Consider the following 14003-nt stretch of genomic DNA (forward strand, 5'->3'; position numbering starts at 1 on the left):
TAAATTTATAACCTTCCACTTTCTTTTACCCAATCGGAAATCTTTTTATTGAAATCTGCTTTGTCTTTAAGGTCCTCAAGTTTAAGATGCATACGGTACCTCCAGTAATGCGGGAAGACCGCAGGATTATTGATTCTTTCATTATCCATTTCTGCGTTTGCCAGCTCTTTATCAGTGGCTAAAAATTCCTGTATCGGGAATATAGCCAGCATGGCATCGTTGTATAAATGCTGCTTCATGATGATTTCGGCAAGATGCGGATCCAGATCTGCAGGCGCCTGCCCAAACTGAATCAGCTGAAGATTGAAATACTGCTGGGTAAGCTCAGGATTTTCTTTCCACCATTGTCTGAGTGTGGAGCTGTCATGGGAAGAGGCAGTTACTACGTTCAGATAACCCGCATTTTTAGGATTGTAAAAAGGAATATTATCAGAAGGCATTCTCTGAACTTTCAAAGCGACGATCGCCAGTTCATCCATTACAGCGGGAACACAATCCGGAACAAGTCCCAAATCTTCACCGCAGATCAGCATTTTGGTCGCATTCAGAATTACAGGAAGTTTTTCCATTGCTTTTTCATACCATAGATGATCCTGTCTTTTAAAGAAATAATCGTGGTACAGATCATAAATTACTTTCTTTTCCCAATCCGAAAGATAATGATAAGAATCCGTATGATATACGTTGAATCTTGGATGATAAACAACCTGCCCGTTTCTCTCTTCAATTAAGAATAAAACATTGGCACAAAGCGAAATCAACTGTTCTTCTATTGGACCTCGCGGATTTTTCTTAAAGAAATCAGATAACTTTCTCTGCGTATTGAATTCCTCTTTAAAAGAATAGGTTCCGTCATGATTGTTGTTGATAAATTCAAGTGCTTTTTCTCTGTCTTCTCCGAAATATTTCCACAAAATCTGATCATTGATAAATGGCTTGCAATATCTGTCAAAATTAAACGGAATATGCCATGCGCCGAATTCTTCCAATGTCACCGGCACAGCAGGATAAAAATAGCCAAGAATTCCCTGTATCGCTGAAATCGGCATTCTCCAGATTCTGAAAAATCCTAAAATATGGTCAATTCTCATCGCATCAAAATACTGTTCCAATGCTTTAAACCTGTTTTTCCACCATTTATAATCATCGGCTTTCATGGCTTCCCAGTTGTAGGTCGGGAATTCCCAGTTTTGGCCAAGCTCTGTAAACTGATCCGGTGGTGCACCTGCTTGGAAATCCATTCCGAATAACTCAGGCTCTGTCCATGCTTCTACGGAATATCGGTAAATTCCGATTGGCAAGTCACCCTTTACCGAAACACCAAGATGATGAGTATAATCAATGGCTTCTTTCAATTGCTTGTGAAGCTGATACTGTACCCACGCATGAAGCATTGAAGCATCATAATCTTTACTTTTGGCATTGAAGAAAGGTGCAATTTTCCCGGCTATGTATTTTTTGTGCGTTTTCCATTCGTTGAAATTAGGTGTTTTATATTTATCCCTTAAAACACAGAACGCAGAATAAGGAATAAGCCAGGATTCATTGTCTTTGATAAACTTTTTAAAGTTCCTGTCTTTGTAAATTTTATCTTTATCTTCATTAAAAACCGCTTTCAGGTATTTCCATTTACCGGAGATCATTTTTTCATAATCAATCAGCTCGAGGGAATTTAATTCAGATTTTTCATTTTCATATTCCGCAGTAAAACTTTCAGGTAAAGGGAAATCAAGATTTTCAAGTGAAATATACTGCGGGTGAAGTGCATAAACAGAAACCGCTGCGTATGGATAAGAATCCGTCCATGTATAATTTGCAGTAGTATCATTAATCGGTAGAATCTGAATGATTCCAAGATTGGTTTCATTTGCCCAGTCCGCCAGTTTTTTCAGATCAGAAAACTCTCCGACACCGAAGCCGTCATCTGTCCTGAGGGAAAAAATAGGAACGGCAACCCCTGCATCGTGATACATCTGATACAGTTTAAATTTAAAATAATGATCTGAAACGATCTGCAGAACATCTCTGGAGGAATTCGGTGACGCAAAGCGGTTCTCACCTGCTTCTACATCTACAATCTTTCCGGTCTGCTTATCATAGAGACAATATTTATACTGAATAAATTCATTTTCAGGAATTTCAACGGACGCTTCCCACACGCCAAAATCGGTTTGTGATAAATGAATTGCTTTTTCATAGTCCCAGTTCCCAAGAGAAGCTGTGCTCCCGAATAGCACAATGGCCCAGTTTGTATTGTAGATTGGCGCCTCAATTCTGAATAAATGAGTATGCTTTTTTAAAACTGATATTTTTTCAGGTTTAAATGTATTCAGTTTATTGTAAAGAATTTTGTTATTCAGGTAATTTTCGGGGAAATTTTTATTGTTCCAATGATCAAAAATGACGAATTCTTTATAATTATGAGGAAAGTTCAGACGATGCGGAACAAATTCTTCGCGCAGGATATTTCCCCTGTCATCTACAAGCTGATACTGATAAGAAATAAATTTTGAAAAATAATCAACTTCACATTTCCAAAGACCATTTTCTGTATAAAACATCGGATGAACCTGTGATACAGCATCTTCTTCGCTAATAACCAACTGAAGCCGTTCTCCGACTTTTGTACTGTAACCTACATTAAAATATAGCTTCATTTACATTTTTTTATAAAAATACATCATAATATTGAAAAATAAAACTTATTGAATATCAAATATTCATTAAAAAACCTTCTCAAAATATTTTGAAAAGGTTTAAATTTTATTAAAAATAAAGGCTTATTTCGTTACAATAATTTTTTTGTTAAGCAATACTTTTCCGGAATCGTCGGTAATATTAACCAGATAAGCACCGTTCACGAGATTCTTCAGATAAACCTGTTGATTTAAAGAGCCATTTTTCACTGATAAATTCTGATCCATTACATTTTTTCCTGACAGGTCAAAAATATTGAGTTTAATATTTCCTTTTACCGATTTGTCATTGACATTAATGTTGATCAATTTTTCATCTACTCTTGTCGGATAGATATCGAGATTAGCAAAAACATTGTTTAATACCGCTTTGTCATTAGCAAAATATTTACTGGCTAAATCATAAATATGCAAATTCTCCTGACCTGGAAGCTGTACTGCCTGCAAAGTATTAAGATCGACTTCATATAAAGCAGCACCCTTTGCACTGGCGATCACCACTTTTCCGTTAGAATTCACAGCAGATCCATTCACGGAGTAATTATCCGGAATGCCTGAAATTTTACCTACAAACTTTGCTTTTAAGTCTTTTGTTGAAACTTTAAATACATTTCCGGAAGCCGAAAAAATATAGAAATTATTATCTGCATCGGCAATCATATCACCTCCGAAACCCGTTTCAATCGTAGTGAAAGAATTTTTGCCGTTGGAAGCATCATCAGTAATGATTCCCAAATCACTTACAACATATTGACTTCCTATTCTGCTGATTTTCAGGAATTGCGTCCCAGAATTGTTGACTGCATAAATATTCCCATCATACCCCGTTGCCATTCTTGTAAAGTGAGAATTAATATCACAGGAACTCACTCTGGCTACATTATTTTCAATCAAAGTAATTTCCTTGGATTTTGCGTTCAACACATAAATATTCGACGAAAACATGGGTATGTACACAAGATTGTTATTGGAAGCATCATAAGCAAGGGTGGCCATATTCATAGCCTGAGCATTGTTATAGGCATTCTTATCTTCGGTTACCAAACCGTTTCTTGTTTGTGAAAAGACTTTTGCAGAAGTATCTGCCGTAAAAATCTTCTCCCCGGAATTTCCATTTGCTAAATCAATAGCACGGAAATCATTAAACACAATATTCGGAGTGTCTTTACCGACAAGCGCAAAAAAATCCTGTTGTGCAGATGCATTGGCACCGATTAAAAGCAGAAATAAAGGGAATAGATGTTTTTTCATAGTATATAAATTTAATTTTTAATCATTTTATTATGACTAAGTTACAAATTTTTGAATTGAATTTTAAAAAATTTTTGAGGTTAATAAAAAATTTTGAAAAGGAATCTCTGTCATTCTGACGAAGGAAGAATCTCATGCAATTATATATGAGATTCTTCATTTCGCTTTTGCTTCATTCAGAATGACATTTGCGCATAAAAAAACTCCCACAAAAATTGTGAGAGTTTGTATACCAATATTTTTAGAATTTTAATTTAAAACATAAGAAGTTCCATCTCTTCCGTCTTTCAATTCGATGCCTTCGGCAAGAAGCTTGTCACGAATCTGATCTGAAAGTTCGAAATTTTTTGATTTTCTCGCCTGATTTCTTAATTCGATTAAAACCTTTAATGTCTGATCAAGTTTTTCATTATTATTTTCTTCAATATTCTGAAGCCCTAAAACATCGAAAACAAATGCATTCAATGTAGATTTTAATTCCTCTAAGTCTTTCGTTGAAATCGTTTCCTTATTATCATTCAAAGCAAAGATATATTTTACCGCTTCAAATAAATGCGCAATTAAAACAGGTGAATTAAAATCATCTGTTAGAGCATCATATGCTTTATTTTTCCATTCCTCCAGACTGAAAGCTGATTCTTTTTCGTCGTTTGGAGTAATATTATGTAAAACTTTAATAGCTTCCATTAATCTGATGAAACCTTTTTCACTGGCCAGCATCGCATCATTGGAAATATCCAGCACACTTCTGTAATGAGCCTGCAGGAAGCAAAAACGTACAATCGACGGATGGAAAGGCTTTTCAAAGAAATCATTTTCACCAGTAACTAACTGCATCGGTAAAATATAATTCCCCGTAGACTTACTCATACGCTGAGAATTCATCGTCAGCATATTCGCATGCATCCAGTAATTTACCGGAGCGGCATCATTGCAGGCTTTTCCCTGTGCGATTTCACATTCGTGGTGTGGAAATTTAAGATCCATTCCTCCGCCATGAATGTCGAAAGTTTCACCTAAATATTTCGTGCTCATTGCGGTACACTCCAGGTGCCATCCCGGGAAGCCTTCTCCCCAAGGGGAATTCCATCGCATAATATGTGCCGGAGAAGCTTTTTTCCAAAGGGCGAAATCCTGTGGATTTTTCTTTTCTCCCTGTCCGTCCAGATCGCGGGTATTGGCAAAAAGTTCTTCAATATTTCTTTTGGAAAGCTCACCGTAGTTTAAACCTCTTCTGTTGTATTCCAGCACATCAAAATACACAGAACCATTGCTTTCGTAAGCGAATCCTCTTTCGATTAGCTTTTGGGTCAATTCGATCTGCTCTACAATATGACCGGTTGCAGTCGGCTCAATATTTGGAGGCAACAAATTAAACAGATCCAGCACTTTATGAAAATCCACAGTATATTTCTGAACGATTTCCATGGGTTCCAGCTTTTCGAGACGGGTCTGTTTTACAAAACGGTCGTTGTTTACATCACCATCATCAGTAAGGTGACCTGCATCGGTGATATTTCTTACATATCTTACTTTATAGCCAAGATGCATTAAACTTCTGTAAATAAAATCAAAGGAAAGAAAGGTTCTGACATTTCCTAAATGCACATTGCTGTAAACGGTTGGTCCGCAAACATACATTCCAACATTTCCTTCTAAAATGGGTTTAAATATTTCTTTTTCGCTGGTAAGCGAGTTGTATATTTTTAATTGCATGATTCTTTATAAGTGATAATTAATGATTGATAAATGATTTTTAAAATTTAATTCAAGATAAATCTTTCACAACAAATAATTGTCGTGATAAATATTTTATCTGAGATTTTTTTAAATTTTATCATTATTAAATTTTATTTCCAGAATACATCAGATTTTAAGTAAAAGACAGTATCAATGAAATATAAGATTCCCTTTTGTGTAAGAACATTTTCGTCATGTAAATCTTCCAGAATAATTCCCAGATCAGGATTATAATAATCATTATTTCTTGTATTTTCAAATCCGTTATTACCTAGGAAAATCTTAACCTCAGCAAGATCCGTTAACTGATCTACCTTTACAAACCTTTGTTTTACAACTGCATATAAGATATTTGAATTCATATGAAATCCAATCAATTCATATGCTGTATCAGGAAAAAAGTAATTATTCAGAAGGAGATTATAAAAGTAATCCAGCCATGATTCATAATATATCGAATCATTTAATTTTAAAACAAAATTTTCATCCTTTAAATAGACTTTTTGTTCAGCACCTTCAGACACAAATAAACTAAAATCTATTGCATCATACCAAAAGTTATTTCTATTGATCCAATCAACTAATTTTATTTCTTCTTGACTTTTGAAAGACTTTCCTTTTGAAGCCAACCCGCCTGTTTCTTTGCTTCTTCCAAGGTAACCGGTGACTGTTTGGATAATACTTCCATACTTAACTTCGCTCTTTCCTGAAAGGATATATTGGAGTTCATATTTAATGTCATTTAACATTGTTAAAAATAATACATTTTTTCATTTAATCCAATTTTGCATGGCTTCCCACATAATGAAGAAATTCCTGTCTTGTAATCGGATTGGTCCTGAAAATACCGCTCAATTCTGCCGTAATGGTAGAACTCGCTGTATCTTTTATTCCTCTGCAGTTTACGCAAAGATGCTTTGCGTCAATGATACAGGCAACATCTTTTGTACCTAAAGCCTCTTTTAAAGCATCCACAATCTGCATTGTAAGTCTTTCCTGAACCTGCGGTCTTTTCGCATAATAATCGACAATTCTGTTGATTTTAGACAGACCGATCACTTCTCCATTTGAAATGTAAGCAACGTGTGCCCTCCCGATAATAGGCAGAAAGTGGTGTTCACAGAATGAATATACTGTAATATCTTTTTCCACCAGCATCTGGCGGTATTTATATTTATTCGAAAAAGTGGAAATTCCCGGTTTGTTTTCAGGAAGGAGGCCTCCGAAAATTTCATTTACATACATCTTGGCAACCCGTCTCGGAGAGTCTTTCAATGAATCATCAGTCATATCTAATCCTAATGTTTCCATGATTTCTCCAAAGAGCTCTGTAATTTTTTCTATCTTCTCTTCTGGCGATTTATCAAAAGCATCTTTCCTTATAGGCGTATGTTCTTTTCCAGTGAAAATATCATCGTCGTTATCAGTAAAATCAACCATTTTTATTTAATTTGCACAAAAATACGGATAAAATCTGTTCGTCATATTTAATTTGGGCGAAAAACATTATCTTTCATCTCCACCATCATTTTACGTTATGATTATTGCTGAAGAAGTAAAAAACGAATCCCAAAAAAGGGAATTTTTAGAATTTCCGGTGAGACTTTATCACCATGACACAAACTATGTAAGGCCTTTGGATAAAGACATTGAGGAAATTTTTAATCCCGAAAAAAATAAGTTTTTTAAAAACGGAGAATGCGCAAGATTTTTATTTAAAAATAAAGAAAAAGAAACTGTAGGAAAGGTAGCTGTTTTTGTCAACAATCTTTACAAGCAGCAGCAACCGACAGGAGGAATTGGTTTTTTCGATTGTATAAACGATCAGCAAACCGCAGATTTTATTTTCAATTATTGTAAAAAATGGCTCCAAGAAAGAGGGATGGAAGCCATGGATGGATCGATCAACTTTGGAGAACGTGATAAATTCTGGGGTGTGTTGATTGATGGTTTTGCACAGCCTCTATATGGGATGAATTATAATTTTCCCTACTATAAAGACCTTTTTGAAAATTATGGCTTCAAAGTCTATTTTGAACAGCTTTGTTTTTCGAGACCGATTTTTGCGGACGTGTCCCGTGTTTTTACTGTTATGCATGCTAAACACAGTCGAAATCCGGATCTTACGGCAAAGCCGATGAAAAAAAATAACCTGAAAAAATTCGCACAGGATTTTACCGAAATCTACAATAAAGCCTGGGCAGCACACGGAGAAGGAAAACATATAACGGAATCTAAAGTTTTGAGAATGTTCAAAAAAATGAAACCGATTCTGAATGATCACATTTCCTGGTTCGTCTACGAAAAAGAAAAGCCGATTGCCATGTGGATGAATCTTCCTGATCTTAATCAGTGGTTTAAATATCTGAACGGGAAATTCGGTCTTTTTGAAAAGCTTAAGTTTTTATGGGTTAAAAAATTTAAGAAGAATGAAAAAATGGTTGGCCTTGTTTTTGGAGTCATTCCCGAATGGCAAAAAAAGGGTATCGAAGGATATATGATCTGGGAAGGCACACAGCATTTAAGAAAACACACTGATTTTAAAGTAACTGAGATGCAGTGGATCGGAGATTTTAATCCTAAAATGATTAAGATTGCAGAAAATCTTGATACTACAGTAACCAGAAAGCTGGCAACATATCGATATCTTTTTGACAGGAATAAAGAATTTGAAAGGCATCCGACACTATAATTTCAAAATAATATTTTATGAGCTCAGTTATTGTTTTAATTATTTTCTTTCTAATCATTATTTTTTCAATTCCGGCACTTATTTTCCTGATTGCTTATATTGCTGCAAAAAGCCGGAAAAAGAAACAGCAGGCTTTACTGGCACAGATCGGCACACCTGAGTATTATGCTTTTGTCCGTTATAATATGGGAAATGCCCAAAATGAGTTTTTTAAACTGAAAGCTTTTCAGGGTAGTGGAATTTTATATGTGGAGGGTAGAAATATCCATTTTACAGATACCTTACATCAGAATCCTCACATTTTTCCTATGAACGAAAGCAGTATAAAATGGGAAGACATCAATATTGTCAACGGTCTCCTGAAGTGGTTTTCCATAGAAGATCAGACTAAGAAATATTTTTTCAATATCGAAAGTGGAATGTTTATTTTTAACCTGGATTCTTCTAAGCCAACTACCAAAAGTGTATTTGACAGATTATTACAATATCAGAATGAGATTTAATTTAGGCTTCGGCGGCTTTGCCGCCGAAGCCTAAATTAGAAAATAAGAAAGCCTTATCATCCGACAAGGCTCTCTTTATGATCACTTTTACTCTATTAGAATAGCGCTCCCGCTACTTTTTTAATATTATCACTTTTCCCCATCGAATAGAAATGCAGTACCGGCACTCCGAAATCAAGCAATTCTCTGCATTGGGTAATCGCCCATTCAATTCCGATCTGTTTTACGGCTTCGTTATTTTTAGCATTTTCAACTTCAGTAATTAGCTCCTCCGGCAGATCAATTTTAAATATCTGTGGTAGGATTTTAAGATGCTTTTTAGTAGCAATAGGTTTAATTCCAGGAATAATAGGAACTGTAATTCCCATTTCACGTGCCTTTTTTACAAATTCGATAAACTTTTTATTGTCGAAAAACATTTGCGTTACAATATAATCGGCGCCTGCATCTACTTTTTGCTTCAGCCATTTTAAATCGTAATTCATGGAAGGAGCTTCCATATGCTTTTCGGGATAACCGGCAACGCCAACACAAAATTTGTTATGCTCTTCACACTCCTGGTCCTCATTATGCAGATATTTGCCTCTTCCCAGATTATTGATCTGATGAACTAAATCCATCGCACTGGCATGTCCTCCGGTGGTAGGTTCAAAATATTGATGTCCTTTCATAGCATCGCCACGAAGCGCCATTACATTGTCAATTCCAAGATACATACAGTCTACCAGAAGATATTCTGTTTCTTCTTTTGTGAATCCTCCACAAAGCAGATGCGGAACTGTATCAACATTATATTTATGCTGAATGGCGGCACAGATTCCCAAAGTTCCGGGGCGCATTCTGGTGATTCGGCGTTCCATCAAACCGTTCCCTTTATCGATATAAATGTATTCTTCTCTGGAAGTCGTAACGTCAATGAAGGGCGGTTTAAATTCCATTAAAGGATCAATATTTTTATAGAGATCTTCGATTCCGATTCCTTTTTGGGGCGGAACCACTTCAAGGGAGAACAGGGTTTTTCCATTTGCGTTTTTTATATGGTCGGTGATTTTCATTAATCTTGATTCGTTTTGCTTTTTATAAAATTTATAGTATAATTAATGATACTTGCTGTTACTTCATTATAAATAACATCAGGCTTATCATCATAAGTATATGTCTTATTAAATATTAAATCTACTTCTTCATTTCCAATAAAATCAAAGACTCCATTGAGATGTTCAGCTATATATTTTATTGTTTTTTTCTTAATTATAATTTTAAGAATAAGTTTAAAATTAAATTCTTTTTGGATGTGATCAATAAAATCTATTGGAAGCTTTACTTCAAGAGTATTGTTAACGAAGATACTTTCACTTCTATATCTTTTTACAAATGACTCGTAATTTGATAATAAAAATTTTGAAGGAGGATAAATTAAATACGACCCTTGAAAAAGTTCACCTATTTTGTTTAATTTAGGTAATAAATACATGAAATAATTAACTATATAATATTCAATTATTTCTTTTTTATTTTTCTCAAAATCTAAAATTGGAGCTGTATTAATCTGCGATTCTTTAACAAACAACTCAATCTCCTTATCCAAATCATCAGCTTCATTAATATTTTCTCCATTAATGGCTTTCTGGATAATACCAAAGCTATGTCTTACATTTTCTGCAAACAACTTTATCAAATCTTCATAAATCCCATTATCCGCAATATTTAAAGCAGCATAATATTGAAATTTATTTCTGTTCTTAATAACAATTACCGGATATGTATGTTTCAATAAAATAAAATTGCTTAAAATTCTTGCTAACCTTCCGTTTCCGTCATCAAACGGATGAATTGCTGTAAACTTGTGATGAAAGATTGCAGACATTACTACCGGATGAAGCCTTTCTTCTTCGGCATTTCTATACCATTCCAGCAGATTATTCATTTCAAAAGCAACATCTTCCGGATTGGTGTAATAATGAATATCTCCCGAAACTGTCTTTACATGATTCGGCGAAGTTTTATATTGCCCGATTTTTATTTCTTTTTCAAATTCAATTCCTTGCGGTGAAACAGTTTTTGAAAAATATGGTTCTATTAAAATTATTTTATGCAGATCTTTGATATCGCTTTCTGAAAGCGGACGATTCTCTTTAATCAATTGCAACATAAATCCAATTGCCTCATTATGACCTTTGATATCTAAATGATCTTTGAAAGGTTTTCCTTTTGCCGTCAATCCAAAATTTAAAAAAGCAACAGTTTCTCCATAGCTCAATTGATTTCCTTCAATGGCATTAGAATTATAATTCCAGTCTAATTTTAATTTCTGAAAGATCTTATTTTCCAGTTCTGTAGAAAACGGTCGATGAGTATCAATTAATTTTTTTTGTTCATCAATTAATTGTATTTCGTCTAAATTTTCTAATATTTTGATATTTTTCATGATGCTATTTTAATTACAAAAATAGATTTTAATCTGCTAAATTCGGCGACAGCCATTTTCTCGCCTCCTGTAAAGAAATTCCTTTTCTTACGGAGTAATCTTTCAGCTGGTCTTCGGCGATTTTCCCAAGGCCGAAATATTTGGCGTGTGGACTTCCGAAATAATATCCGGAAACGGAAGCAGTAGGAAACATGGCTAAACTTTCTGTTAAATAAACACCAATGTTTTCTTCCACTTTCAATAAGTCCCAAATGGCATGCTTTTCAAGATGGTCGGGGCAAGCAGGATATCCCGGAGCCGGACGAATCCCTTTATATTTTTCAGCAATCAGTTCTTCGTTGGTTAAATTTTCCTGATTGGCATAGCCCCAATATTCGGTTCTCACTTTTTTATGTAAAAATTCGGCGTAAGCTTCTGCAAAACGGTCTGCCAATGCTTTTACCATGATGGCATTATAGTCATCGTTTGCTTTTTCATATTCTGCCGCCAGTTCATCTGTACCGAAACCTGTCGTTACACAGAAAGCTCCCATATAATCAGTTTCCCCTGAACTTTGAGGCGCAATAAAATCACTTAACGCGAGATAATCTTTTCCTTTTGAACGTTGAGCCTGCTGTCTTAATGTCAGGAATTTTACCTGCTGTTCGTTATTTTCATCGAAGATTAAAATATCATCGGTTTCGTTAGAATTGGCTTTAAAAATTCCGAAAATAGCTTTTGCAGTCAGTAATTTTTCATCCAGAATTCTTTTTAAAATAACCTGCGCATCTTTGAAGAGCTCCTTCGCTTGAGCACCGACAACCTCATCTTCCAGAATATTCGGATATTTCCCATGTAGATCCCAGCTTCTAAAAAACGGTGACCAGTCGATGAAAGGCAACAATTCTTTTAAATCCTGATTTTCAACAACCGTAATTCCCAATTGATTTGGGGTAAAAATTTCTTCAGTTTCCCAGTCAATTTTAAACTTATTCTCTCTCGCTTCTTCAATAGAGACATAATCTTTGTCAACCTGCCTGTTCAGGAACTTTTCACGAAATTCAGAATAGTCATTTTTTAAATCTGCAACATATTCCTTATTTCGGTCGCCCAACAATGAGCTTACTACATTTACAGCCCTTGAAGCATCATTTACATGAACGACTGCATTTTTATATTTTAAATCAATTTTAACAGCGGTATGTGCTTTTGAAGTAGTTGCACCGCCGATCAGTAAAGGAAAATCAAGGTTCTGTCTTTCCAGCTCGGAAGCGATATATACCATTTCATCCAGACTTGGCGTAATTAGTCCGCTCAGCCCGATAACGTCTACTTTTTCTTCAATGGCCGTCTGGATAATTTTTTCGGCAGGAACCATTACTCCTAAATCAACGATTTCATAATTGTTACAGCCTAACACTACACTTACAATATTTTTACCGATGTCATGAACATCACCTTTTACGGTTGCCATAAGAATTTTACCGTTGGCAGGTTTTGAACCGTCTTTTTCGTCTTCAATAAATGGTTGTAAATACGCCACAGCTTTTTTCATTACTCTTGCCGATTTTACAACCTGAGGAAGAAACATTTTTCCGCTTCCGAACAGATCTCCGACAACGCCCATTCCGGTCATCAGATTAATTTCAATAACGTGTAATGGTTTTTCTGCCTGTTGCCTTGCTTCCTCAACATCTTCTTCAATAAAACGGTCGATCCCTTTAACCAAAGCATGCGTAATTCTATCCTGCAAAGGATGATTTCTCCATTCTAAGTCCTCAACTTTTTCTTTTTTAACCGATTTATGTTTTTCGGAATAGTCTAAAAGTCGTTCTGTAGCGTCTTCTCTTTTATCGAGAATAACATCTTCTACAAGCTCAAGAAGCTCTTTATTAATTTCATCATAAACCTCAAGCATTGCAGGATTTACGATTCCCATATTCATCCCAGCCTGAATGGCATGATACAGGAAAACAGAATGCATCGCTTCCCTCACGGTATCATTCCCCCTAAACGAGAAAGAAACATTAGAAACACCTCCGCTCACTGAAGCATATGGAAGATTTTGACGAACCCATCTTGTTGCCTCGATGAAATCTATTGCATTTCGACGGTGCTCATCCATACCTGTAGCAACCGGGAAAATATTTAAATCGAAAATAATATCTTCTGCAGGAAAATTTAAACGATTCACCAAAATATCGTAAGATCGCTTGGAAATTTCAATTCTGCGTTCATACGTATCCGCCTGCCCAACTTCATCAAATGCCATCACAATGACGGCAGCTCCATATCTTTTAATGGCTTTGGCCTGCCTGATAAATTCTTCTTCTCCTCCTTTAAGGCTGATTGAATTTACCACGCATTTCCCCTGCGCGACCTGAAGTCCCGCTTCCAGAATTTCCCATTTTGAAGAATCGACCATGAGAGGAATTCTGGCGATATCCGGTTCGGAAGCTATTAAATTTAAAAATTTTATCATGGAAGCTTTACCATCAATCAATCCATCATCGAAATTGACATCCAGAATCTGTGCGCCCCCTTCAACCTGATGACGGGCTATATCCAATGCTTCCGCAAACTTTTCTTCTTTTATTAATCTTAAAAACTTCTTGGAGCCGGCAACATTGGTTCTTTCCCCAACGTTGATAAAATTGCTTTCCGGTGTAATAATCAGCGGCTCGAGCCCTGATAATCTTAAATATTTCATCAAT

The 14003-nt window shown here is 35.5% G+C and carries 10 protein-coding genes; 2 read left to right on the top strand and 8 right to left on the bottom strand.

Going from position 1 to position 14003, the window contains the following annotated elements:
* Positions 1–5: 5 nt before the first annotated feature.
* From BMW64_RS09810 to folE, 5 genes are all read right to left on the bottom strand, one after another.
* On the bottom strand, positions 6–2657 hold the full coding sequence (locus BMW64_RS09810) for a 4-alpha-glucanotransferase (RefSeq protein ID WP_089999811.1): 2652 nt from the start codon (positions 2655–2657) through the stop codon (positions 6–8).
* 123 nt (positions 2658–2780) lie between these two features.
* Entirely contained in the window at positions 2781–3947 is a 1167-nt protein-coding gene (locus BMW64_RS09815; protein WP_089999812.1) for a T9SS type A sorting domain-containing protein, read from the bottom strand.
* 249 nt (positions 3948–4196) lie between these two features.
* Positions 4197–5663, bottom strand: a complete 1467-nt coding sequence (gene cysS, locus BMW64_RS09820) for a cysteine--tRNA ligase (protein WP_089999813.1) — start codon at positions 5661–5663, stop codon at positions 4197–4199.
* 134 nt (positions 5664–5797) lie between these two features.
* A complete protein-coding gene (locus tag BMW64_RS09825; protein WP_228400905.1) occupies positions 5798–6436 on the bottom strand; it encodes a putative polyvalent protein kinase domain-containing protein in 639 nt (212 codons plus the stop codon).
* A gap of 25 nt (positions 6437–6461) precedes the next feature.
* Complete coding sequence (folE, locus tag BMW64_RS09830) at positions 6462–7127, bottom strand: GTP cyclohydrolase I FolE (RefSeq protein WP_089999814.1); 666 nt, start codon at positions 7125–7127, stop codon at positions 6462–6464.
* A gap of 97 nt (positions 7128–7224) precedes the next feature.
* Here folE and BMW64_RS09835 point away from each other — a divergent pair, with 97 nt between their 5' ends.
* Together BMW64_RS09835 and BMW64_RS09840 are read left to right on the top strand one after the other, a co-directional pair.
* On the top strand, positions 7225–8379 hold the full coding sequence (locus BMW64_RS09835; RefSeq protein ID WP_089999815.1) for a hypothetical protein: 1155 nt from the start codon (positions 7225–7227) through the stop codon (positions 8377–8379).
* Positions 8380–8396: 17 nt separating this feature from the next.
* A complete protein-coding gene (locus BMW64_RS09840) occupies positions 8397–8882 on the top strand; it encodes a hypothetical protein (RefSeq protein WP_089999816.1) in 486 nt (161 codons plus the stop codon).
* A gap of 95 nt (positions 8883–8977) precedes the next feature.
* Here the strand turns inward: BMW64_RS09840 and metF are convergent, their stop codons facing one another.
* Genes metF through metH form a run of 3 tightly spaced genes read right to left on the bottom strand, consistent with a single transcriptional unit; the run spans position 8978 to position 13999 of the window.
* Positions 8978–9937, bottom strand: coding sequence for a methylenetetrahydrofolate reductase [NAD(P)H] (gene metF / locus BMW64_RS09845; protein ID WP_089999817.1), 960 nt, complete (start codon positions 9935–9937; stop codon positions 8978–8980).
* Positions 9937–11310, bottom strand: a complete 1374-nt coding sequence (locus tag BMW64_RS09850) for a Fic family protein (protein ID WP_089999818.1) — start codon at positions 11308–11310, stop codon at positions 9937–9939. The genes metF and BMW64_RS09850 overlap by 1 nt, the downstream gene beginning before the upstream one ends.
* Before the next feature lie 28 nt (positions 11311–11338).
* Positions 11339–13999, bottom strand: coding sequence for a methionine synthase (gene metH / locus BMW64_RS09855; RefSeq protein WP_089999819.1), 2661 nt, complete (start codon positions 13997–13999; stop codon positions 11339–11341).
* Positions 14000–14003: the final 4 nt, after the last annotated feature.

The sequence above is a fragment of the Chryseobacterium taichungense genome, assembly GCF_900109935.1.
Lineage (GTDB): Bacteria > Bacteroidota > Bacteroidia > Flavobacteriales > Weeksellaceae > Chryseobacterium > Chryseobacterium taichungense.